Annotated in this window: 21 protein-coding genes; 9 read left to right on the top strand and 12 right to left on the bottom strand. The window is 73.6% G+C overall.

Annotated elements, in window-relative coordinates; genetic code table 11:
* Positions 1–59: 59 nt before the first annotated feature.
* The 6 genes from OYE22_RS29265 to OYE22_RS29240 all read right to left on the bottom strand — a co-directional run bounded on the left by OYE22_RS29265 (position 60) and on the right by OYE22_RS29240 (position 8,456).
* Positions 60–1,004 (bottom strand): erythromycin esterase family protein, encoded by a 945-nt coding sequence (locus tag OYE22_RS29265; protein WP_277323201.1) that lies wholly within the window; start codon positions 1,002–1,004, stop codon positions 60–62.
* A gap of 371 nt (positions 1,005–1,375) precedes the next feature.
* Positions 1,376–3,556, bottom strand: a complete 2,181-nt coding sequence (locus OYE22_RS29260; protein WP_277323200.1) for a 3-hydroxyacyl-CoA dehydrogenase NAD-binding domain-containing protein — start codon at positions 3,554–3,556, stop codon at positions 1,376–1,378.
* Between the two features lie 35 nt (positions 3,557–3,591).
* Positions 3,592–4,806: an acetyl-CoA C-acetyltransferase gene (locus OYE22_RS29255; RefSeq protein WP_277323199.1), complete on the bottom strand. Its 1,215-nt coding sequence runs from the start codon at positions 4,804–4,806 to the stop codon at positions 3,592–3,594.
* A gap of 78 nt (positions 4,807–4,884) precedes the next feature.
* Positions 4,885–6,027: an acyl-CoA dehydrogenase family protein gene (locus OYE22_RS29250; RefSeq protein ID WP_277323198.1), complete on the bottom strand. Its 1,143-nt coding sequence runs from the start codon at positions 6,025–6,027 to the stop codon at positions 4,885–4,887.
* Between the two features lie 160 nt (positions 6,028–6,187).
* Positions 6,188–7,327 carry a CaiB/BaiF CoA-transferase family protein gene (locus tag OYE22_RS29245; RefSeq protein WP_277323197.1) on the bottom strand — a complete coding sequence of 380 codons (1,140 nt, stop codon included), beginning with the start codon at positions 7,325–7,327 and terminating at the stop codon, positions 6,188–6,190.
* A 661-nt stretch (positions 7,328–7,988) separates the two neighbouring features.
* Positions 7,989–8,456 carry a MarR family transcriptional regulator gene (locus tag OYE22_RS29240; RefSeq protein ID WP_277323196.1) on the bottom strand — a complete coding sequence of 156 codons (468 nt, stop codon included), beginning with the start codon at positions 8,454–8,456 and terminating at the stop codon, positions 7,989–7,991.
* Positions 8,457–8,652: 196 nt separating this feature from the next.
* Here OYE22_RS29240 and OYE22_RS29235 point away from each other — a divergent pair, with 196 nt between their 5' ends.
* From OYE22_RS29235 to OYE22_RS29220, 4 genes are all read left to right on the top strand, one after another.
* Positions 8,653–9,939: an MFS transporter gene (locus tag OYE22_RS29235; RefSeq protein WP_277323195.1), complete on the top strand. Its 1,287-nt coding sequence runs from the start codon at positions 8,653–8,655 to the stop codon at positions 9,937–9,939.
* Positions 9,940–9,985: 46 nt separating this feature from the next.
* Positions 9,986–10,399 (top strand): heme-binding protein, encoded by a 414-nt coding sequence (locus OYE22_RS29230; protein WP_277323194.1) that lies wholly within the window; start codon positions 9,986–9,988, stop codon positions 10,397–10,399.
* 122 nt (positions 10,400–10,521) lie between these two features.
* Positions 10,522–11,346: an aldo/keto reductase gene (locus OYE22_RS29225; protein WP_277323193.1), complete on the top strand. Its 825-nt coding sequence runs from the start codon at positions 10,522–10,524 to the stop codon at positions 11,344–11,346.
* 169 nt (positions 11,347–11,515) lie between these two features.
* A complete protein-coding gene (locus OYE22_RS29220) occupies positions 11,516–12,310 on the top strand; it encodes an SDR family oxidoreductase (RefSeq protein ID WP_277323192.1) in 795 nt (264 codons plus the stop codon).
* Positions 12,311–12,512: 202 nt separating this feature from the next.
* Here OYE22_RS29220 and OYE22_RS29215 read toward each other — a convergent pair whose 3' ends face one another.
* Positions 12,513–13,247 (bottom strand): winged helix-turn-helix domain-containing protein, encoded by a 735-nt coding sequence (locus tag OYE22_RS29215; RefSeq protein WP_277323191.1) that lies wholly within the window; start codon positions 13,245–13,247, stop codon positions 12,513–12,515.
* A 65-nt stretch (positions 13,248–13,312) separates the two neighbouring features.
* Here OYE22_RS29215 and OYE22_RS29210 point away from each other — a divergent pair, with 65 nt between their 5' ends.
* Both OYE22_RS29210 and OYE22_RS29205 read left to right on the top strand, forming a co-directional pair.
* Positions 13,313–13,771 carry an OsmC family protein gene (locus OYE22_RS29210; RefSeq protein ID WP_277323190.1) on the top strand — a complete coding sequence of 153 codons (459 nt, stop codon included), beginning with the start codon at positions 13,313–13,315 and terminating at the stop codon, positions 13,769–13,771.
* Positions 13,768–14,172, top strand: coding sequence for an ACT domain-containing protein (locus OYE22_RS29205; RefSeq protein ID WP_277323189.1), 405 nt, complete (start codon positions 13,768–13,770; stop codon positions 14,170–14,172). The genes OYE22_RS29210 and OYE22_RS29205 overlap by 4 nt, the downstream gene beginning before the upstream one ends.
* 15 nt (positions 14,173–14,187) lie before the next feature.
* Here the strand turns inward: OYE22_RS29205 and OYE22_RS29200 are convergent, their stop codons facing one another.
* Positions 14,188–15,681 carry a sialate:H+ symport family MFS transporter gene (locus OYE22_RS29200; protein WP_277323188.1) on the bottom strand — a complete coding sequence of 498 codons (1,494 nt, stop codon included), beginning with the start codon at positions 15,679–15,681 and terminating at the stop codon, positions 14,188–14,190.
* Positions 15,678–16,616 carry a dihydrodipicolinate synthase family protein gene (locus OYE22_RS29195; protein WP_277323187.1) on the bottom strand — a complete coding sequence of 313 codons (939 nt, stop codon included), beginning with the start codon at positions 16,614–16,616 and terminating at the stop codon, positions 15,678–15,680. Before OYE22_RS29195 ends, OYE22_RS29200 begins: the two co-directional genes overlap by 4 nt.
* A 266-nt stretch (positions 16,617–16,882) precedes the next feature.
* On the opposite strand from OYE22_RS29195, the gene OYE22_RS29190 reads away from it, so the two are divergent.
* Positions 16,883–18,073 (top strand): saccharopine dehydrogenase NADP-binding domain-containing protein, encoded by a 1,191-nt coding sequence (locus OYE22_RS29190; protein ID WP_277323186.1) that lies wholly within the window; start codon positions 16,883–16,885, stop codon positions 18,071–18,073.
* 124 nt (positions 18,074–18,197) lie between these two features.
* Complete coding sequence (locus OYE22_RS29185) at positions 18,198–18,767, top strand: DUF1203 domain-containing protein (protein WP_277323185.1); 570 nt, start codon at positions 18,198–18,200, stop codon at positions 18,765–18,767.
* A 77-nt stretch (positions 18,768–18,844) separates the two neighbouring features.
* On the opposite strand, the gene OYE22_RS29180 is transcribed toward OYE22_RS29185, so the two are convergent.
* Together OYE22_RS29180 and OYE22_RS29175 are read right to left on the bottom strand one after the other, a co-directional pair.
* Positions 18,845–19,009 (bottom strand): hypothetical protein, encoded by a 165-nt coding sequence (locus OYE22_RS29180; protein WP_277323184.1) that lies wholly within the window; start codon positions 19,007–19,009, stop codon positions 18,845–18,847.
* Between the two features lie 51 nt (positions 19,010–19,060).
* Positions 19,061–19,792, bottom strand: a complete 732-nt coding sequence (locus OYE22_RS29175; RefSeq protein ID WP_277323183.1) for an endonuclease V — start codon at positions 19,790–19,792, stop codon at positions 19,061–19,063.
* Positions 19,793–19,899: 107 nt separating this feature from the next.
* On the opposite strand from OYE22_RS29175, the gene OYE22_RS29170 reads away from it, so the two are divergent.
* Positions 19,900–20,199, top strand: coding sequence for a YciI family protein (locus tag OYE22_RS29170; RefSeq protein ID WP_277323182.1), 300 nt, complete (start codon positions 19,900–19,902; stop codon positions 20,197–20,199).
* Between the two features lie 82 nt (positions 20,200–20,281).
* Here OYE22_RS29170 and OYE22_RS29165 read toward each other — a convergent pair whose 3' ends face one another.
* A complete protein-coding gene (locus OYE22_RS29165; protein WP_277323181.1) occupies positions 20,282–21,424 on the bottom strand; it encodes an oxidoreductase in 1,143 nt (380 codons plus the stop codon).
* Between the last annotated feature and the right edge of the window lie 12 nt (positions 21,425–21,436).

Below are 21,436 nucleotides of genomic sequence, written 5' to 3'. Positions count from 1 at the left end.
GATCGGTGCCTGTCCGTGTGGCGGAGCCGGCGTCCGCGGAATGCTCCGCTGGGCGGCCTTCAGGGCAACGGCCGGGACGGTGTCACCTCCTGTGTGTGGACGACGACGTCGAACCAGCTCGCGAGTGAACCGCCCGACATGTGGTGGGCCGCGTCGTCCCGGGGGTCGTAGAACGGGCCGATCAACCGCGTGCGCGTCGGGGCGTCCAGGAGGCGGCGGATCGGCTCGGGCCGCGATGTGCCCAGATCCAGGACGTATCCCGCCCTGTTCTCGCCGGCCGCGTGCAGCAGGCTGTCGACGAGGTCCGGGCGTGGAGCGGTCAGGGGCTGGCCGATCGAACCACGCCCCATGGTCAGGCCCACGGACCGGTAGTCCGGTCCCATGCGTTGACGCAGGTATCCGCCCATGTTCTGGTGGGACTCCAGGGGCTCGGAGGGAGACACGGTACGAGGGGTGCCGACGGCGGTGTGCGCCATGCCACCCCAGTAGACGACCTTGTCGCCGGTGAGCCGCTGCCACCAGCTCACACCGTCGGCCAGCGTACGTTCCAGTTCGGCCAGACCGTCGAGCCGGGTGGTACGCCGCACCGGTTCAGCGGGGAACCGCGCGAAACGTACCGGGTCGGCCGGGTGACGCTTGTTGTGGGACCGCATCCAGTGGACGAGATCGAGGATCTCGACGGTCCGCCAGAACGACCGTGCCTTTCCCAGCATCGCGTGAGGATCTCCGTCGCCGGTGGCGACGTAGACGTCTAGGCCGAGGCGACCAGGGTCGTCGCCCTCCAGGGCAAGGGAGCGGAACCCCTCTTCTTCCACCAGCAGCCGCACGATGCGATGCGCCACGTCCGACAGTTCACGTGTCTGTCGGGAAGCCGCTCCCAGCGCCACGATCCTGGCGTCCCGCACCAGCGGGGCGAGCGGCCGCAGATCGTCCAGCGGCTCGTCGGGCTTCCTGTTCGTGAGTGGATGGGAGTTCTTCTCGATCCATTCGGTCACTGTCTCCATGGGCCCGCCCCTCATCACCGAGCTCCGCTCCGTGCGGACCACTCCAGGAGATCGTCCGACCTCAAGCTTGGTTGAGGTCAAGAGCCCGTGACGTCGAGTCGGCGCTCATCACCACGACGCCCTCGACGACACCGCGTACCCCGTGGCCCCGGAGAGCCTGACGGAGGATCTGACCCGGACCGAACGCGTCAGGCGCGGGCTCCGCTGAGCGGGCCGACGCCAACGCCCTGGCCCGGCGACTCGGTGGCGGGACGCCTCGTCGCCGGGTCAGTACGGCCGAGCCCGGCGGGTGCGGGGCCGGGCGCCGCCCGACGGTGCGGCCGCCGGGCGGCGCCGGGCCGGCGCTCCCCGAAGCCCGCGCCGGCCAGGCGCTACGCGTCGGCGAACCGCTCCCCCCGCTCGGCCTTCTCCACCAGCAGGGCCGGCGGGGCGAAGCGGTCGCCGTAGGCGGCCTGGAGTTCGCGGGCGCGGGCGACGAAGCCGGGCAGGCCGCCCGCGTAACCGTTGATGTACTGGAGGACGCCGCCGGTCCAGGCCGGGAAGCCGATGCCGAAGATGGAGCCGATGTTGGCGTCGGCGACCGAGGTGAGCACGCCCTCCTCGACGCAGCGCACGGTGTCCAGCGCCTCGGCGAACAGCATGCGCTCCTTCAGGTCCTCGAAGGGCACCTCGGGGGCGTCGCCGGCGGGGCCGAAGTGCTCGGCCAGCCCCGGCCACAGCCCCGCCCGCTTGCCGTCCACGTAGTCGTAGAAGCCGGCGCCGCCGCTACGGCCCGGGCGCTCGAACTCCAGCACCATGCGGTCGATGACCGCCTCCGCGGGGTGCGTCTCCCACACGCCGCCCGCCTCCTCGACGGCCCGCTTGGTCTCCTCGCGGATCTTGCGCGGCAGCGTCAGGGTCAGCTCGTCCATGAGCGAGAGCACCTTGGCCGGGTAGCCGGCCTGGCCCGCGGCCTGCTCGATGGTGGGGGCCGGGACGCCCTCGGCGAGCATCGAGACGCCCTCGTTGATGAAGTGGCCGATGACGCGCGAGGTGAAGAAGCCGCGCGAGTCGTTGACCACGATGGGCGTCTTCTGGATCTGCCGGACCAGGTCGAACGCGCGGGCCAGCGCGGCCTCGCCGGTCTTGCCGCCCTTGATGATCTCCACCAGCGGCATCTTGTCCACCGGCGAGAAGAAGTGCAGGCCGACGAAGTCGACCGGCCGCTCCACGCCCTCGGCGAGCAGGGTGATGGGCAGCGTGGAGGTGTTGGAGCACAGCAGCGCGTCCGGCTCCACGATGCCCTGGATCTCCTGGAACACCTTGTGCTTGAGGGCGGTGTCCTCGAAGACGGCCTCGATCACCGCGTCACAGCCGGCCAGGTCCCGCGGGTCGGCGGTCGGGGTGATGCGGGCGAGCAGCGCGTCCGCCTTGTCCTGGCTCGTACGGCCGCGCGAGACGGCCTTGGCGCACAGCTTCTCGGAGTAGCCCTTGCCCTTGTCGGCCGCCTCCTGGCTGACGTCCTTGAGCACGACCTCGATGCCGGCCTTGGCGCAGGAGTACGCGATGCCGGCGCCCATCATGCCGGCGCCGAGCACCGCGACCTTGCGCACGGTGTGCGGCTCGATGCCCGACGGCCGGTTGGCACCGGAGTTGACCGCCTGGAGGTCGAAGAAGAACGCCTGCGTCATGTTCTTGGCGATCTGGCCGGTGACCAGCTCGGTGAAGTACCGGGCCTCGATGGTCTGCGCGGTCTCGAAGTCCACCTGGGAGCCCTCGACCGCGGCGGCCATGATGTTGCGCGGGGCCGGGTAGTGGGCGCCGTTCAACTGCTTGCGGAGGTTGGCCGGGTACGCCGGCAGGTTGGCCGCGAACTTCGGGTGGGCCGGGGTGCCGCCGGGGATCTTGTAGCCGTCGGTGTCCCAGGGCTGGCGGGACTCGGGGTGGTCGTCGATGAACGCGCGCGCCTTGGCGAACAACTCGTCCCGGTCCGCGGCGAGTTCGTGGACCAGGCCGGCCTCGAGTGCCCTGGCCGGGCTGTACTGGGTGCCCTGGAGCAGCACCTTGAGCAGCGCGTCGGTGATGCCGAGCAGGCGTACGGTACGGACCACGCCACCGCCGCCGGGCAGCAGGCCGAGGGTGACCTCGGGCAGGCCGATCTTGCTGCCCGGCGCCTCCAGGGCGACGCGGTGGTGGCAGGCCAGGGCGATCTCGTAACCACCGCCGAGCGCGGCGCCGTTGATGGCCGCGACGATCGGCTTGCCGAGGGTCTCGATGCGGCGCAGGTCGCGCTTGAGTTCGCGGCTGGCGTCGAAGACCTGCCGCGCGTGCTCGGGGGTGACGGCGATCAGGTCGCGCAGGTCGCCGCCGGCGAAGAAGGTCTTCTTGGCCGAGGTGACGATGATGCCACGGACGGAGTCCCGCTCGGCCTCCAGGCGGTCGGCGACGGCGGCCAGCGACGCCTTGAAGGCGGCGTTCATGGTGTTGGCCGACTGGTCCGGGTCGTCCAGGACGAGGGTGACCACGCCCGTGTCGTCCTGTTCCCAGCGGATGGTGGTGGGCTCGGTGCTCATCTGTCTGTCTCCGTATGAGGGTTGGCGGCGGGCGGTCAGACGCGTTCGACGACGGTGGCGATGCCCATGCCGCCGCCCACGCACAGCGTGATCAGGCCGTACCGCTGGTCGCGCCGTTCCAGTTCGTCGATGACGGTGCCGAGCAGGATGGCGCCGGTGGCGCCGAGCGGGTGGCCCATGGCGATGGCGCCGCCGTTGACGTTGACCTTGTCGAGGCTGATGCCCATGTCCTTGACGTAGCGCAGCACGACCGCGGCGAACGCCTCGTTGATCTCGAACAGGTCGATGTCGTCGACGGTCAGCCCGGCCTTGGCCAGCGCCTTGCGGGAGGCGGGGGCGGGCCCGGTGAGCATGATGGTCGGGTCGGAGCCGGAGACGGCGGCGGAGACGACGCGGGCGCGCGGCGTCAGCCCGTACCGCTCGCCCACCTCGCGGCTGCCGATGGCCACCAGCGCCGAACCGTCCACGATGCCGGAGGAGTTGCCGGCGTGGTGGACGTGGTCGATCGCCTCGACCCAGTGGTACTTCTGGAGCGCCACCGCGTCGAAGCCGCCCATCTCGCCGATGGTGGCGAAGGAGGGCTTGAGGCCGGCCAGCGACTCGGGCGTGGTGCCGGGCCGCATGTGCTCGTCGTGGTCGAGGACGACCAGGCCGTTGCGGTCGCGGACGGGGACGACGGAGCGCTCGAAGCGGCCGTCCTTCCACGCCTCGGCGGCCCGCTCCTGGGAGAGCGCGGCGTAGGAGTCCACGTCGTGGCGGCTGAACCCCTCGACGGTGGCGATGAGGTCGGCGCTGATGCCCTGCGGGACGAAGCCGGTCTCCAGGTTGGTCATCGGGTCGCCGAACCAGGCGCCGCCGTCGGAGCCCATCGGCACCCGCGACATGGACTCGACGCCACCGGCCAGGACCAGGTCCTCCCAGCCGGAGCGGACCTTGGCCGCCGCCATGTTGACCGCTTCGAGGCCAGAGGCACAGAAGCGGTTCTCCTGCACGCCGGCGACGGTGTCGGGCAGGCCGGCGGCGATGGCCGCCACCTTGGCGATGTCCGAGCCCTGGTCGCCGAGGGGGGCGACGACACCGAGGACGATGTCGTCGATGGCCGCCGGGTCCAGGTCGGGCAGCCGGTGGCGGAGTTCGTGGATGAGGCCGACAACCAGGTCGATGGGCTTGGTGCCGTGCAGGGAGCCGGCGGCCTTCCCGCGCCCGCGCGGGGTGCGGATCGCGTCGTACACGTACGCTTCGGTGCTCACGTCGGAAGCCTTTCGGGGAGAGCGGTACGGGGTCTGCCACCGGGTTCGGCGCGTCCGCGCTCGCCGGGGGCGGGTGGGTCAGGAGAGCAGGGACCGGCCGATGATCTCCTTCATGATCTCGGTGGTGCCGCCGTAGATCGTCTGGATGCGGCCGTCGGTGAACGCCCGGGCGATGGGATATTCGGCCATGTAGCCGTAGCCGCCGTGGAGCTGGAGGCAGCGGTCGGTGACCCGCTTCTGGAGCTCGCTCGCCCACCACTTGGCCATCGAGGCGTGTGCGGCGTCAAGCTCCCCGGCGTCGTGGTCCACGATGCAGCGGTCCACGAAGGTGCGGGTGACGGCGCATTCGGTGGCCATCTCGGCGATCTCGAATCGCACGTGCTGGAGCTTGGCCAGCGGCCGGCCGAACGCCTCGCGCTCCTTGACGTAGTTCGTCGTCATCTCCAGGACGTGCTCGGCCCCGGCGATGGAGGCGACCGCGATGTTCAGCCGCTCCTTGGCGAGGTTGGTCATGAGGTGGACGAACGCGCCGTTCAACTCGCCGAGCAGGTTCTCCTTGGGCACGACCACGTCGTTGAAGAACAGTTCGGCGGTGTCCTGGGACTTCTGTCCGATCTTGGCGAGATTGCGGCCCCGCTCGAAGCCGGCCATGCCGCGCTCGACCACCAGCAGGCTCAGCCCGTGCGCCCCGCCCTCGGGGGTGGTCTTGGCGACGACGATGACCAGGTCGGCCAGGATGCCGTTGGAGATGAACGTCTTGGAGCCGTTCAACACCCAGTGGTCGCCCCGGTCCTCGGCGCTGGTGCGGATGCCCTGCAGGTCGGAGCCGGCGCCGGGCTCGGTCATGGCGATGGCCGTGATGATCTCGCCACTGCAGAAACCGGGCAGCCAGCGGCGCTTCTGCTCGTCGGTGCCGAGCGAGGTCAGGTACGGGCCGATGATGTCGTTGTGCAGGCCGAGCGCGAGGCCCGGGGCCGCGGCGCGGGTGAACTCCTCGGCGAGCACGGCGCTGTAGCGGAAGTCCTCGTTGCCGCCGCCCCCGAACTCCTCGGGCACCGCGAAGCCGAGCAGCCCCTGCCGGCCGGCCGCGAGCCAGGCGTCCCGGTCCACGATGCCGTTCTCCTCCCACCGCTCGTAGTGCGGCAGCACCTCCTTGGCCAGGAAGGTCCGTACGGTCTCGCGGAACGCCTCGTGTTCCGCGGCGAAGATCTGGCGCTTCACGTGTCTCTCCTCGGGTGCTGCCGTACGGGCGGACGGTGCGGGGCGGGGGCCGCGTGCGCTGGCGGCCACCCGGTGCGGGGCGCGGGCCGGGTCGCGGGCCCGGCGGTAACGGGACCGGCGATCACGGGTCCGGGCCTCCCGGGCGTTACGGGTCCGGGGGTCACGGGCCGGTGGCGGGTGGGTCGGCGAGGTGTGGCAGGCCCCAGTCGTCGGCGACCTCGGCGGTGTGCGCGCCCGGCAGGGCCGGGGGTCTGCGCACGCTGCCCGGGGTCGCCGAGAAGCGGGGCGCGGGGGCCGGTTGGACGATGCCGCCGTGCTCGGTGAAGGTGCCGCGGGCGGCCAGGTGCGGGTGGTCTGGCGCCTCGCGCAGCGAGAGCACGGGCGCGGCGCAGGCGTCCGACGCCGCGAACACCTCGGTCCACTCCTCGCGGGTACGGGTTCTGAAGCGGGCCGCCACCTGTTCACGCAGTTCGCCCCAGCGGGCCATGTCGCCCTGGGCGGGGGCCTGGTCGGCGATGCCGAGCAGGGCGACGAACTCGGCGTAGAACCGCGGCTCCAGGGCGCCGACCGCCATGTGGCCGCCGTCCGCGGTCTCGTAGACGCCGTAGAACGGGCAGCCGCCGTCGAGCAGGTTGGCGCCCCTGCGGTCCTGCCACGCGCCGGCCGCCAGCATGCCGTGGATCATCGAGGAAAGGTGGACCGTGCCGTCCACGATCGCGGCGTCCACGACCTGGCCCGCGCCGCCCGGGGTGCGGGCGTGCTGGAGGGCCGCGAGGACGCCGATGACCAGGTAGAGGGAGCCGCCCGCGTAGTCCCCGACGAGGTTGGCGGGGATGGCCGGCGGCTCGTCCGGCGAGCCGATCATGCCGAGGACGCCTGTGATGGCGATGTAGCCGATGTCGTGCCCGGCCCGCTGGGCCAGCGGCCCGTCCTGGCCCCAGCCGGTCATCCGGCCGTAGACCAACGCCGGGTTGCGGGCCAGACAGGCGTCGGGGCCGACACCGAGCCGCTCGGCGACGCCGGGGCGCAGCCCCTCGATGAGGATGTCGGCACGCTCGGCGAGGTCGAGCACGGTCCCCGGGCCCCGCTCGGACTTGAGGTCGACGGTCACCGAGCGCTTGTTGCGGTTGGTGATGTCGTGGGCCGGGTCGATGCCCAGACCGGCGCCGGCCGGGCGATCGACGCGCACCACGTCGGCGCCGAGGTCGGCGAGCACCATCGCCGCGTACGGACCGGGGCCGATGCCTGCCAGTTCCACGACCCGCACCCCGGTGAGCGGACCGTGTGGTGTTGCCGTCATCCGACCCCCACGTCGTTATGACAATTTTGCTGTAACACCGCCGATGCTAAGAACGTGTTCCAGTTTCCACAAGCCCTTGAGGCAACGGGTTCGCGCCGGTCGGCGCCCGACTTACCGTCGCGTAAGCTCCCTGCCCTCCAAGCCCGTTGAGCGCGGCGGGCGCCGGCCGCCACACTCCCGCGACTCCGCTGGCCGCGGAGTCGAACCGTCCGTCCGCGCGGGCCGCGTGGGTGGAGGAGTCACCCTGCGGCGAGGGGGCGGAGCGAGCGCACGGGCACGGGCACGGGAGAGGTTCGCCTGACGGGCCGCGCCGCGATGCCGCTGCCGCGGGGCGAGCGCGGTGTCACTGCCGAGGTGAGCGCGGTACCGCTGCCGGGGTGAGCGCGACGCCCCTGTCGGGACGAGGTACACGCCCCGCCCCTGGAACCGGCACGGGCGGGGCCGGCCCGTGGCGCGGGGGACAGCGGCTTCGCGGGCACCGTGAGCGTCGCGGCGGGGAGGTGAGCGCCACCAACGCCCCCTCCGGGGGCTCGCCGACGACCGGGCGCCTACGTTACGGACGAGGCGACCACGCCGACCTGACCCGGCGAGCCGAGGAACACGAGCCGAGGACTCGCCAAGCCCCCGGACGGCCCCGCCCCCACGACGCCGGGGCGCCGACTCACACCGGCTGGATGGCTCCCGGCAGTTCGTGGACGGCGTTGACGAGGGGCGCGAACGCGGGGTCCTCGGCCGCCTCGTCGAGGGCCTTGCGCAGGGCGGCGTTGTGGGTGGGGCGAGCCTCGTCCAGCAGGCGCGCACCGGCCTCGGTCACGTCCGTGTATATGCCGCGACGGTCGGTGGGGCACAGGTAGCGCGAGAGCAGGCCGCGCTCCTCCAGGCGGGCCACCAGGCGCGTGGTCGCGCTCTGACTGAGGACGACGGAGTCGGCGACCTGGCGCATCTGCAGGTGGCCGCCCTCGCCGTCGTGCTGCCGGCTGAGCACGTCCAGCAGCGAGTACTCGCGCGCACTCAGCTCGTGCCCCGCCTGGAGCGCGCGTTCGACGCGGCCTTCTATGCGGCCATGCAGCAGCGAAAGGGCCGACCAACGGTGCGCCAGCGCTGTCATCGCCGGGTCGGTGGCGGTCATGGGCAACTCCCTCGGGCGGATCTCGCGGGCGGCGGCGGCGCCGCGCCGACGGAAGACGGGCGGCGTATCACCTACGTCACTATACCCGCGCTTGCGGATATCCCGCGTGTGCAATTATTGTGGACGCTCGTAAGGCGCAGACGCGTCTCACCTTCGGGTTCTCCATCCCGTCCCCGCACCACCAAAGGACCCCGTCATGCCACTCGCACTGCTGGCCCTGGCCCTGGGCGCCTTCGGAATCGGCACTACCGAATTCGTGATCATGGGGCTGCTGCCCCAGGTCGGCGCGGATCTCGGAGTGTCGGTTCCGACGGCCGGCTACCTGGTCACCGGGTACGCCCTCGGTGTCATGATCGGAGCGCCGATCATGACCGTCCTCGGCACCCGGATCTCGCGGAAGAACATGCTCATGCTGCTCATGGGCCTGTTCATCCTCGGCAACCTCATCTCCGCCGTGGCCCCTGTCTTCGCCGTCATGCTGATCGGCCGGGTGGTGGCCTCGCTGGCCCACGGCGCCTTCTTCGGCATCGGCTCCGTCGTCGCCGCCGAGCTGGTGGCGCCGGAGAAGAAGGCCGGCGCCATCTCCATGATGTTCACCGGCCTGACCGTGGCCAACGTCGTCGGCGTGCCCCTGGGCACGTACGTGGGCCAGAGCGCCGGCTGGCGGGTGACCTTCGCGCTCGTCGCCGCGCTCGGCGTGCTCGGCCTGGTGGGCGTCGCCAAGCTCGTCCCCGACCTGCCCAGGCCGGAGGGCGTGCGACTGCGACACGAGGTCGCCGCGTTCAGGAACGTGCAGGTCGTGCTGGCCATGGCCATGACGGTGCTCGGCTTCGGCGGAGTGTTCGCCGCGATCACCTACATCGCGCCGATGATGACCGAGGTCGGCGGCTTCGCCGAGTCGTCCGTCACCTGGCTGATGGTGGTCTTCGGGCTCGGCATGGTGGTGGGCAACCTCCTCGGCGGCCGGTTCGCCGACCGCAGGTTGATGCCCCTGCTCTACACGGCCCTGGGCGGCCTGGCGCTGGTCCTGTTCCTCTTCACCTTCCTGGCCTCGGTCAAGATCGCGGCCGTCGTGGCCGTCTTCCTCATCGGCGCGCTGGGCTTCGCCACCGTCCCGCCGCTGCAGAAGCGGGTCCTGGACCAGGCTCACGGCGCTCCCACCCTGGCGTCCGCGGCCAACATAGGCGCCTTCAACCTGGGCAACGCGCTGTCCGCCTGGCTCGGCGGCATGGTGATCTCCGCGGGGCTCGGCTACACCACGCCCAACGCCGTCGGTGCCGCCCTGGCCGCCGCAGCCCTGGCGCTGGCCGTCGTCTCGCACCGACTAGAAGCGCGCTCGGGCCGGCGCGCCGCGACGCCCCGAGCCCCCGAACCCCTCGTACGCCCCCTCGACACCGCGGCCCCGGTGCCAGCGGACCTCGCCTGGGCCCCGGCCGCCGACTCCGGCGCCGTCCCGGCCGCGACGGGCGCCGGCCGCTCCTGACCGCCGCGACACGCGGACATCCATCCCCCACCGTAGGAAGTGTCCCATGACCACCACAGTGACCCCGCTGACCACAGCCGACGCCGAGACCCTGATCGCCGCGGCGCGCCGGGCCGCCGACGAGGCGGGGGTGCCCGTCAGCGTCACCGTTCTCGACGCCGGCGGACACCTGCTGGCCTTCCGCCGCGACGAGCGTGCCGTGCTCATCTCCGGCGAGACCAGCACCGCCAAGGCGTACACCGCCCTCCAACTGAACGCGCCGACTGCCGAGGTCGCCGACCTGGTCAAGCCGGACGGCCCCTTCCACTCGCTGCCCACCGCGCTGAACCGACCCCTGCTGTTCATCGCCGGCGGGGTGCCCGTCCACCGTGACGGCCACCTCGTCGGCGCCCTCGGGCTCGGCGGCGGCGCCCCCGAGCAGGACCACGGCTTCGCCCAGACCGCGCTCCAGGCCCTCTGACCAGCGCCGAGCCGTACTGGTCGTCGCGGACCGACACAGAGCGGCACGCACAGCCCCGACCAGCACGGACAGCGAACACAGCACCAACAAGCACCAACAAGCACCACCGAAAGGCCCCCATCGTGACTGCCATCCCGAACGTGACGCTCAACAACGGCGTGGTCATGCCGCAGCTCGGCTTCGGCGTCTTCCAGGTCCCCGACGAGGAGACCACCGCCGCCGTCGCCAGCGCGCTTGAGGCCGGTTACCGCAGCATCGACACCGCGGCGATCTACGGCAACGAGCGCGGCGTCGGCAAGGCGCTCAGCGCCTCCGGGCTCCCCCGCGAGGAACTCTTCGTCACGACCAAGCTCTGGAACGACGACCAGGGCAGGGACAAGACCCTGGCCGCGTTCGACGCCTCCCTGGACAGGCTCGGCCTCGACCACGTCGACCTCTACCTGATCCACTGGCCCACCCCGGCCCGTGATCTGTACGTGGAGACGTACGAGGTGCTGGAGGAGATCCTGGCGAGCGGACGCGCCCGCGCGATCGGCGTGTCGAACTTCCGGGTCGCCGACCTCCAGCGGCTGCGCGAGCACACCGGGGTCACGCCCGCCGTCAACCAGGTCGAGCTGCACCCCGCGCTCCAGCAGAACGAGCTGCGCGCCTACCACGCCGAGCACGGCATCGCCACCGAGGCGTGGAGCCCGCTGGCGCAGGGCGCGGTCCTCCAGGACGAACCGGTCGTGCGGATCGCGCGGTCGCACGGCGTGTCACCGGCGCAGGTCGTGCTGCGCTGGCACCTGCGGAGCGGCAACATCGTGATCCCCAAGTCCGTCACGCCCGAGCGCATCCGGCAGAACCTCGACGTCTTCGGCTTCGAGCTGAGCGACGCCGACATGTCCGCCATCGCGGGCCTGGACCGCGAGCTGCGCACCGGCCCGAACCCCGGCACCTTCAACTGACCGTCACCGAACCGCCCAGGCGCCCGCCCGCCCCGCGTGCCACGGGGACGGGCGCCGGGGGCCGGCCGTGTACCGCCGCCGGCAGACGTACCGCCGCGCCCCTCCCCCGCACCGGCACCGCATCGGCACCGCTCGACAGCCGCGCACACTCTCGACGAGGAGAACCATCGTGCAGATCGACCTTTCCGACCGCACCGCCCTGGTCACCGGCTCCACCCAGGGCATCGGGCACGCCATCGCCGTCGGCCTCGCCCGCGCCGGTGCCCGGGTCGCCGTCAACGGCCGGGGCGCGGAGCGCGTCGCGGAGGCGGTGGAGCGGGTGCGTACCGAATCCGGCAGCGACGACGTCGTCCCCGCCGTGGGCGACCTGGCGACGGAGGAGGGGGCCGCGGCCGTGGTCGATGCCGTTCCCAGTGTCGACATCCTGGTCAACAACCTCGGCATCTTCGGCTCCGCCGCACCGTTGGAGATCGACGACGCCGAGTGGCGCCGCTACTTCGAGGTGAACGTCCTCTCCGCCATCCGGCTCATCCGCGCCTATCTGCCCGGCATGACGGACCGGCGCTGGGGCCGCGTCCTCAACCTCGCCAGCGACTCGGCCGTGGTCATTCCCGCCGAGATGATCCACTACGGCATGACCAAGACCTCGCTGCTCGCCGTCAGCCGCGGCTTCGCCAAGGAGGCGGCCGGCACGGGCGTGACCGTCAACTCCGTCATCGCCGGTCCGACGCACACCGGCGGCGTCGAGAACTTCGTCCGTGAGCTGGTCGGCGACGAACTGCCCTGGGACGAGGCACAGCGCGAGTTCATGATCAAACATCGCCCGCAGTCGCTGATCCAGCGCCTCATCGAGCCGGAGGAGATCGCCCACCTGGTCGTCTACCTCTCCTCGCCCTTCGCGTCCGCGACCACCGGCGGCGCCCTGCGGGTCGACGGCGGTTACGTCGACTCGATCCTGCCCTGAGCGACCGGCGACCAGCGACCGCCGGCTCCCGACCCCCGACCCCCGGCTCCCCGCCCCCCCGGTCCCGGCTCCTCGCCAGTGGCCGGGGCGGCCCGCCAGTGGCCAGAACGGCCGCCGGTGGCCGGGCCGGCGCGGCGACGGTCGTCGGCCGGCGTCACGCACCGGAGAGAAGGGACCCGTGACGCCCCGGTCAGCGCACGGGTCAGCGCACCGGACCGGCTCCGCCGGCCGGGCCCACCGGGTCGGCCAGGTCCCCCAGCTCGATGCCCCAGGCGTCGCGCAGCAACTCGCGACCGCTGTCCGTGGTGCTCAGCCCGCGGCCGGCAGGGTGTCGTACGACCCAGCCCGCGGCGAGGAAGCGCGTGCCGATCGCGGCGCCCAGGGCGCCGGCCAGGTGGGTGCGGCGTTCCGTCCAGTCCGGGCAGGCCCGGGTGGTGGGGCGGCGGGCGCGGAGCGCGCCGTCCACGTCCACCCCGAGCGCGCGCAGGCCCGTGGCACCGGCGTCGGCGAGGGTCAGCGACTCGCGGTCGGCCAGCCATCCCTGTTCCGTCCAGGCGTCGGTCAGGGCGACGCCGAGCCGTCCGGCGAGGTGGTCGTAGCACAGCCGCGCCGCGGCCAGGTGGCGCATCTCGCGGTTGCGTCGGTACCCGGAGACGGGCACCGGGTCGGCCAGGGCGCCGAGCGCTTCGAGTGCGGTGGCCACCCGTGGGCCGGCGAGCGCGTAGTAGCGGCGGCGCCCGCGCGCCTCGCAGGTGACCAGGCCGGCGTCGACCAGCGCCGCCAGGTGCTCGGACGCGGTCGACGCGCTCACCCCGGCCGCCCGGGCCAGCTCGCCGGCCGGCCGTCTGGTGCCGTCCATGAGCAGGTTGAGGAAGGCCGAGCGGGCGGGCGCGGCGAGCGCCCTGCCCACGCTGGTGAAGTCCCGGTCCCGGCTCATGGGGGTGACGATACGACGCCGACGCTTCGGCCAGAGCCGAAGCGTCGGGCGCCTACGGTCCCCGCATGGACACCCACACCTACCGCGCCCACCTGCACTGGGACGGCTCCACCGCGGACGGGGTCCGCGGCTACTCGCGCGACCACACCGCCGTCGCCCCACCCGCCGCCGCGCGGGTCGACCTGAGCGCGGACCCGGCCTTCCGCGGCGACCCCGAACGGCTCAACCCCGAACAACTGGTGGTCATGGCCGCCTCCTCCTGTCAGATGCTGTCCTTCCTGGGCGCCGCCGCCCGCGCCGGGGTGACCGTGCTCGGGTACGACGACGAGGCCGGCAGCCACCTCGACCTGGCCGCCGAGCCGGCCCGGCTGGCCGCGATCCGGCTGCGGGTCACCGTCCGGGTCGCCGCCGGGACGGACCCGGCCCGGGTGCGGGAGATCGCCGAGCGGGCGCACCGCTCCTGTTACGTCGCCAACAGCCTGTCGGTGCCGGTCGAGGTGACCACCACCGTGGTGACCTCGTGAGCGCCGGGCCACGGGACCTCGAGGTGCGCCTGCCGGACCGGCCCGGGGCGCTGGCCGACCTGGGCCAGGCGCTCGGCGCGGCCGGGGTGAGCCTGGAGGGCGGTGGCGTGTTCGCGTGCGAGGGGCGGGCCGTCGCGCACTACCTGGTCGACGACGGGCCCGCCGCGCTGGCGGCCGTCGCCGGCGCGGGCCTTGGCCCCGCCGTCGTCCGCGACGTGGCCATGACCCGTCTCGACCAGGAGACGCCCGGCCAGCTCGGCACCCTCGCCCGCCTCCTGAGCGACGCGGGCGTCAACGTCACCACCCAGTACAGCGACCACGCCGGCAACCTCGTGCTGCTGGTGTCGGACGAACACCTCGGGGCGTGCCGCGAGGTGCTCGCGCGGTGGGAGCGGGGCTGACGCGCGGGGGCCGGCTCAGTCGGCGGGCGCCGTCCCGCGCACGTCGTCCGCCCGGGGCGGGGCCGGGCCCCGCGCCGGGGCGGCGGCCGGCACCAGGTGGTCGTCCAGCCCTTCGGGGTCGGTGATCCGGGCCAGCCGGCGCGGGACGTCACAGCCGACGAGCACGATGACGACCAGGGTCAGCCCGAACGTCAACACGGCCAGCGCCCGCCCCAACGGCATCCTCTCGGCCAGGTGGGCGCCGAGCACCGGGGCCACCGCGCCGCCGAGCGCCCCGACGTTGTAGACGAAGCCGAGCGAGGCGGCCCGGTTGCCGGTCGGGAAGTGGCTGGCGATGTACTTGGGCAGGATGCCGGAGATGCCCTGGCTGAGGGCGAGCAGCCCGAACAGCAGCACGCCGAGCGCGACCAGGCTCTCGTCGACGGCGAAGACAGGGAAGACGAAGCCCAGCGAGGCGATCAGGGTCCAGGCGTACGCGCGCCGGGTGCCCGCCCAGTCGCCGACGAAGCCCGCGAGCCAGCAGCCGCACATGGTGCCGAACCCGGCGTAGAACATGACGTCGCCCACCTGGCCGGGCGAGTAGCCCATCTCGGTCTTCAGATAGGTGGGCAGCAGCGCCTGGATCGGCCAGCTGTAGAGGAAGGCGCAGAAGACGGTGACCATCAGGGACACGTACAGGACCCACTGCCGTCGGCCGCCCACCTGGACCGCGAAGGCGATCAGGCAACCCGCGGCCAGCAGCGCCAGCGGCCACACCAGGCCCTTGCCGAGCGGGGTGAACACGCAGAACAGCGCGGCGCTGGCGAGCACGGTCAGCAACGTGTTCAGCCAGGCCCTGCGGCGCCCGGCGAACAGCGGCGCGAACGGGTTGGGGCGCCGGCCACCGGCGGCGATCTCCGCGCTCCAGTCCTCGGCCTCCGGCAGCGCGCGGCGTACCCACAGGGCGACCAGGACCGGCAGCACGCCGATCCAGAACATCCAGCGCCAGCCCCAGTTCGGCACCACCCACTCGTAGAGCTTGGAGGCGAGGATGGTGCCGCCCGCGTAGCCGGAGATCAGAAAGCCGGAGGCGCGGTTGCGCAGCCGGGGCGGCCAGCTCTCCAGGACGTAGGTGGCGCTCGCGCTGTACTCCCCCGCCATGCCCACGCCGATCAGCAGTCGGGCGACGAAGAGGCTGGCGTACCCCCAGGCGAAGCCGCAGGCGAAGGTGCCGAAGGAGTAGAGCAGGATGCTGACGATCATGGCGGCCTTACGCCCGTAGCGGTCGCCGAAGGCGCCGAGCAGCGCGCCGCCGAGCCAGCGGGTGATGAAGGCGGCGGAGACCAGGCTGGCGGCCTCGACGCCGCTGAGGTCGAACTCGTCGGCGATCTCGGTCAGCACGAGGGTGATCAGGACGAAGTCGAAGCCGTCGAGCAGGTAGCCGAGCCAGGCGGCGAACATGGCCTTCCACTGGCCCGGGGACACCTCGCGGTACCAGCGCGTGCCCGTCTCGCGCCCGGTGGCGCTCACGCGGTCAGGCCAGCGTCGTCGAGGAACTTGCGCACCCGGTCCAGGGCCGCGGCCTCCAGCGGGACCTGCGGCGCGGCGGTGGCCGGGCAGTCGATGACGCCGAGCAGGTGCAGCGCGGCCTTGAAGCCGCCGAGCGCCGACGAGCTGCCGCCCATCCGCGCCGGGTCGCCGGTCTCGGTGAGGGCGAACAGCGCGGCGAGCCGGTCCTGTTCGGCGGCGGCCTCGGCCCACCGGCCGGCGCGGGCGTGCGCGTAGAGCCGCAGGTAGCCGTGCGGGTCCACGTTGCCGAGGCCGGGCACGACGCCGTGCACGCCGGCCAGCAGGGCGCCGTCCACCGCCATCTCGGAGCCGGTCAGCACGGAGAACCGCTCGCCCAGACCCCGGTCCCGGGCCGCGACGAGCAGTCGGCGCAACTCGTCCACCTGGCCGCTGCTGTCCTTGAGCCCGGCCAGGGTGCCGTCGGCGGCCAGCGGCAGCACGGTGGCGGCGGTGAGCTTGGTGTGCACGGCGGCGGGGATGTCGTACGCGAACAGCGGCAGCTCCGTGCCGGCGCGCAGGCGGCGGAAGTGGTCGGCGATCTCGACGGGGTGGGTGCGGGTGTAGAAGGGGGCGGTGGCCACCAGGGCGTCGGCGCCGCTGGCGGCGGCGCTCGCGGCGTGGTCGCGCATCCGCGCGGTGGTCGTGTCGATGACGCCGGCGAGCACGGGGACCTGTCCGGCGGCGGCCTCCACCACCGTCTCCAGGGCGGTGCGGCGCTGGGCGTCGGTGAGGTAGGCGACCTCGCCGGTGGAGCCGAGGGCGAACAGCCCGTGCACGCCGGCGTCCAGGAGCCGTCGGGTGAGCGCGACGAGCGACCGGGTGTCCACGTCGCCGGTGGAGGTGAGCGGGGTGCACATCGGCGGGATGACGCCGGTGAGGGGAACCGGTGGGCGCATCGGGATCAGCTTTCTACGAGGCGTCAGCCAGGGTGGGAGGGAGCCAAGCCATAGCAGTAAAGATGACAATACGGACGTTGGACGTCCGATGTGTGGGGTGAATGTGACGGAGCGCCGGACGCCTGTCAACCTCTCCCACATCCGGGTGCCCTCTTGTTGACTGCTGGTCAATAGCTGCCTAGCGTGGCGGCCTCCAGGCTGTGGATCACGCACGGCGCAGCACGCACCACGCTCGGGGCCCGGCCCGCGGGCCACGAGGGGAAGCGATGCCACGCGAGGGACTCGACCAGCGCGCGTACGACGTGGTGCTCGTCGGCGCCACCGGCTTCGTGGGCACGCTGACCGCTCACTACCTGGCCGAGCACGCCCCGCCCGGGCTGCGCTGGGCGCTGGCCGGGCGCAGCCGGGACCGGCTCGAGGCGCTGCGCGCCGAGCTGGCCGCCGCCGACCCGGCACACGCGGGGCTGCCGCTGCTCACCGTCGACGTCGCCGACCCCGACGCGGTACGGGCGCTCGCCGAAAGCACCCGAGTGGTCGCCACCACCGTCGGCCCCTACCTGCGCTACGGCGAGCCACTGGTCGCCGCGTGCGCCGAGGCCGGCACCGACTACGCCGACCTGACCGGTGAGCCCGAGTTCGTCGACCGGACGTACGTGCGCCACCACGAGCGGGCCCGGGCCACCGGTGCCCGTCTGGTGCACACGTGCGGGTTCGACTCCATCCCGGCCGACCTGGGCGCGCTGTACACCGTGGGGCTGCTGCCCCGGGGCGTGCCGCTGCGCGTCGACGGCTACCTGCGCACCAACGCCACCTTCTCCGGCGGAACCCTGGACTCGGCGCTGACCGCCGCCTCCCGGCCGCTGGCGATGGCCCGCGCGGCGCGGGACCGTCGGCGCGCGGAGCCCCGCCCGCCCGGGCGGGCCGTGCGCGCCCCGCTCGGCCCCGTGCACCACAGCCGCGCTGTGCGCGCCTGGGGGGTGCCGCTGCCGACGATCGACGCGCGGGTCGTCGCCCGTTCGGCCGCCGCGTCAACGGCCTACGGACCGGCGTTCCGCTACCGCCACTTCGCGGCCGTACGCCGGCTGCCGGTGGCCGCGGCGGGCGTGGCCGGGATCGGCGCGCTGGCCGCGCTGGCGCAGGTGCCGCGGGTGCGCTCCTGGCTGACGGGCCGGCGCGGTCCGGGCGACGGGCCGAGCCCGGAGCGGCGGGAGCGGAGCTGGTTCGCGCTGCGCCTGGTGGGGCAGGGCGGCGGGCGCCGCGTGGTCACCGAGGTCCGTGGCGGCGACCCCGGCTACGACGAGACGGCCAGGATGCTGGCCGAGTCGGCACTGTGCCTGGCGTTCGACGACCTTCCCGAGACCGCGGGCCAGGTCACGCCGGCCACCGCGATGGGCGAGCACCTCACGGCCCGGCTGGTCCGCGCGGGTCTCGGCTTCCGGGTCGTCTCGGAACACTGAGCGGGAGCGGTTCCGGCGCCCGCACCGTACGGGCCGGGCTGGCCCGGCGCCCGCTCCGTACGGGCTCGAACGCGATGTCCGATATCCGCCAGAAGCGGCGCCCCGGGCGCCCCACCATGGCTGCATGAGCACCTACACGGACACCCAGACCCGCACCCCCGACCAGGACTCCGGGCCGCGCTACGAGATCCGCCCCATCGCCCCGGAGGTCCTGCGCGAACTGCGGGTGCGCGACGACGCCGGCCGGATACCGCGCGTGGTCGTCGACGAGGACGGCGGCAACCCGCTGCGCTGCTGCCTGGGCCGCAGCACCCCCGGCGAGCACCTGATCCTCGTCTCGTACGCGCCGCTGCGCCGCTGGGCCGCCGAGACGGGCGCCACGCCGGGCGCGTACGACGAGGTCGGCCCGGTCTTCCTGCACCCCGAGCCGTGTGACGGCTGGTCCGGCGGCGGGCGGGACGGCGCCCCGGGCGGCTACCCGCAGGGCCTCGTGGGCGAGCGGCGGGTGCTGCGCGCCTACTCGGCGGAGGGCCGGATCCTCGGCGGACGACTGCTGATCCAGGGGAGCCCGGAGCACGGCGGCTCGGTCGTCGACGCCCTGGAGGAGTGGTACCGCGACCCGCGGGTGGCGGCCGTGCACATCAGGGCCGTGGAGTACGGCTGCTTCCTCGCGGAGACCCGTCGCGCGGCATGAGCGAAGCCGCCGGGCCGACCCCACCGCGCGACCGGCGCGGCGGGGGCGGGCCCGACGGGGCCGGCCAGGCGGTCGGGTCAGTCGAAGAGATTGGCGATCACACCGGCGTACGACGTGCATAGCTGCCAGACCAGCCAGAACGCGCCGTACACGATGCCGATCATGAGCACGATGGCCACGATCGGGTCCAGCCGGCGCTGCCAGCGGGACCGGTTCATCAACTGGTAGTCATGCTCTGCCATGCCACCAACATACCGACAACGCCGGCGGCCCCCACCCGCGGCCGGCGCCGGCTAACCCTGCTCGCGGGCGAGGGCGGCCAGCGCCCGGCGGCAGGCGGCGTCGGCCGCGCGGGTGGTCTCCGGCAGTCGGTAGCGGGGGCTGAGGCGCAGGGTGTGGGCGCAGGCGGCGTCCAGCGTCATCCGGTGCCCGACGGAGACGAAGACCGGCTTGACGCCCGGCTGGGTACGCAGCGCCCGGCCCACCTCCTGGGCGCCGTCCCACAGCGGCGAGGCGTCGCCGCGCCGTGGGCCCGGCGGGTCGTGGCGGAAGACGAAGGGGCTCTTGGCGACGCCGATGGTCGGTAGCCCGGTGACCACCCCGAGGTGGCTGGCCAGGCCGAACCGGCGCGGGTGGGCCAGCCCGTAGCCGTCGCACACCACCAGGTCGGGCGTGCGGCCGAGGCGGTCGAGGGCGGCCAGCACGGTCGGGATCTCCCGGAAGGCCAGGAGGCCCGGCACGTAGGGGAAGGAGACCCGGCCGACGGCCGTCGCCTCCGCGACACGGGTCAGGTCGCGCGCGTCGAGCGCGACGGCCGCCGCCGCGACCAGGTCGCGTTCGTCGTCGTACGCCACGTCCACGCCCACCACCAGGCCGGGGGCGCCCGGCGCGGTGGCCACGCTCGACGCGTCGACGCCGCCGCGCAGCCGCTCCTGGACGGCGGTGGCCTCGGCCTCGGTGCGCGGCCAGTCGGCGGGCACGGCCGCCCGGGCCGGCTGCCCCGTGGGTTCGCTGGATGAGCTCATACCGGTGATCACGTTACGCGGGGCCGAACGGTTGCCCCGCGCGGGGGACGGCGGGGTCGCCGGGGACGACGGGTGCGGCGCGGGGCGCTCGGCGTAGCCTGGTGATCATGTTCGTACTCGAATTGACCTACACGGCTCCCCTGGAGCGCGTCGACGCCCTGCTCAGCGACCACGTCGACTGGCTGAACACGCACTACGCGTCGGGGACCTTCATCGCCTCCGGGCGCAAGGAGCCGCGCGACGGCGGCGTGATCCTCGCGGTGGGGGCGGACCGGGCCGCCATCGAGGAGGTGGTGGCGAGCGACCCGTTCGTCACGGCGGAGGTGTGCGCGTACCGGATCACGGAGTTCCTGGCGACCAAGACGGCGCCCGAGCTGGCCGCGTACCGGCAGGAACTGCCGGTCTAGAGGCCGCGCGGTCCCGCCCGGGCCGGGGCGAGTCACTCTCGCCCCGGCCCGGCGTCCGTCGTCCGTGCGCCCGGCGGCGCGGTCAGCGGCCGGAGAGCGCGAGGCGTCCGACGCGGCCCCGCTCGCCGGCGGCCCAGCAGCTCAGGTCCGGGGTGCAGTCGACCGTGTCGTACGAGCCGGTGTCGAAGGTGTGCCAGCGCCGGCCGCCGTCAAGGGTGATCTCGCTGCCGGTGGGGCCGACGGCGAGCGCGGCGGAGCGGCTGTGCGGCAGCCAGGCGACGCCGGAGCGGTAGCCCGGCGGCTGGTGTCGGGCGCCCGTCCAGGTCGCGCCGCCGTCACCGGTGACCGCCGCGGTGCGCGGCGACGGCTCGCCGGCGCGGTAGTCCCCGCCCACGGCCAGGCCGTGCCGGGCGTCGCGGAACGCGAGGCCGAAGACGCCGCGGGCCGGGTCGCCGGCCGGGATGGGCGCCTGGGTGACCGTCCAGGTCAGACCCCGGTCGGCGGAGTGCAGCACGCGCGCGGTGGCGGCCCCGCCGGTGGCGATCCAGGCGTCCCGGCTGCCCGAGCTGACCAGGCACTGACCGCTGGCGGCGAACGCGGCCTCGCCCGGCTGGGCGGCCGGCATCCCCGCCGATGGCAGCACCCGCCAGCTCCGGCCGCCGTCGCCGGTCGACAGGATGCGGTACTTACCGTCCACCGGGTCGCTGAGCGCGATGCCGTGCCGGGCGTCGAAGAAGGTCATGCAGTCGTAGAAGGCCGCCGGGTCGGTGTTGCGGAAGCTCTCCGTCCAGGTCGCGCCGCCGTCGGCGGTGCGGAAGACCCGCGACGCCTCGCCCTCGCCGATGGCGAGCACCACCGCGTGCCGTGAGTCGAACGCCTCCACGTCCCGGAACTCCAGCGAGCCAGCGCCGGGCGGCGAGACGTCGCGCCAGCTCCGGCCGCCGTTCACGGTGCGCAGTACGGTGCCCTTCGTACCGGCCACCCAGGCGGTGCGCCGATCGACGGCGGCCAGCCCGCGGAACCTCGCGTCACTGCCGCTGTCACTCGCCCGCCAGGTCAGCCCCGCTCCCGTGGCGTACGGCGAACCACTCCCCGTGGCCCCGGCCGGCTCCGCCGCGCCCCGGTCGCCCGTGCCCGCCGCGCCTGCCTGCGCCGGCGCCGTCAGCACGGCCGCCAGCGCCACCCCGCACAGCCCCGCCGTCATCATCCGTCGCATCGTCCCCATGACCCTCATGGC

The sequence above is a fragment of the Streptomyces sp. 71268 genome (assembly GCF_029392895.1).
Taxonomy (GTDB): domain Bacteria; phylum Actinomycetota; class Actinomycetes; order Streptomycetales; family Streptomycetaceae; genus Streptomyces.
This window is presented reverse-complemented; position numbering and strand designations above follow the sequence as displayed.

Excerpts from the sequence above, each read along its gene's own strand:
- OYE22_RS29265 (WP_277323201.1), bottom strand. The coding sequence starts at position 1,004 with ATGGAGACAGTGACCGAATGGATCGAGAAGAACTCCCATCCACTCACG.
- OYE22_RS29260 (WP_277323200.1), bottom strand. The coding sequence starts at position 3,556 with ATGAGCACCGAGCCCACCACCATCCGCTGGGAACAGGACGACACGGGC.
- OYE22_RS29245 (WP_277323197.1), bottom strand. The coding sequence starts at position 7,327 with ATGACGGCAACACCACACGGTCCGCTCACCGGGGTGCGGGTCGTGGAA.
- OYE22_RS29240 (WP_277323196.1), bottom strand. The coding sequence starts at position 8,456 with ATGACCGCCACCGACCCGGCGATGACAGCGCTGGCGCACCGTTGGTCG.
- OYE22_RS29235 (WP_277323195.1), top strand. The coding sequence starts at position 8,653 with ATGCCACTCGCACTGCTGGCCCTGGCCCTGGGCGCCTTCGGAATCGGC.
- OYE22_RS29230 (WP_277323194.1), top strand. The coding sequence starts at position 9,986 with ATGACCACCACAGTGACCCCGCTGACCACAGCCGACGCCGAGACCCTG.
- OYE22_RS29215 (WP_277323191.1), bottom strand. The coding sequence starts at position 13,247 with ATGAGCCGGGACCGGGACTTCACCAGCGTGGGCAGGGCGCTCGCCGCG.
- OYE22_RS29210 (WP_277323190.1), top strand. The coding sequence starts at position 13,313 with ATGGACACCCACACCTACCGCGCCCACCTGCACTGGGACGGCTCCACC.
- OYE22_RS29195 (WP_277323187.1), bottom strand. The coding sequence starts at position 16,616 with ATGCGCCCACCGGTTCCCCTCACCGGCGTCATCCCGCCGATGTGCACC.
- OYE22_RS29190 (WP_277323186.1), top strand. The coding sequence starts at position 16,883 with ATGCCACGCGAGGGACTCGACCAGCGCGCGTACGACGTGGTGCTCGTC.
- OYE22_RS29185 (WP_277323185.1), top strand. The coding sequence starts at position 18,198 with ATGAGCACCTACACGGACACCCAGACCCGCACCCCCGACCAGGACTCC.
- OYE22_RS29180 (WP_277323184.1), bottom strand. The coding sequence starts at position 19,009 with ATGGCAGAGCATGACTACCAGTTGATGAACCGGTCCCGCTGGCAGCGC.
- OYE22_RS29175 (WP_277323183.1), bottom strand. The coding sequence starts at position 19,792 with ATGAGCTCATCCAGCGAACCCACGGGGCAGCCGGCCCGGGCGGCCGTG.
- OYE22_RS29170 (WP_277323182.1), top strand. The coding sequence starts at position 19,900 with ATGTTCGTACTCGAATTGACCTACACGGCTCCCCTGGAGCGCGTCGAC.
- OYE22_RS29165 (WP_277323181.1), bottom strand. The coding sequence starts at position 21,424 with ATGGGGACGATGCGACGGATGATGACGGCGGGGCTGTGCGGGGTGGCG.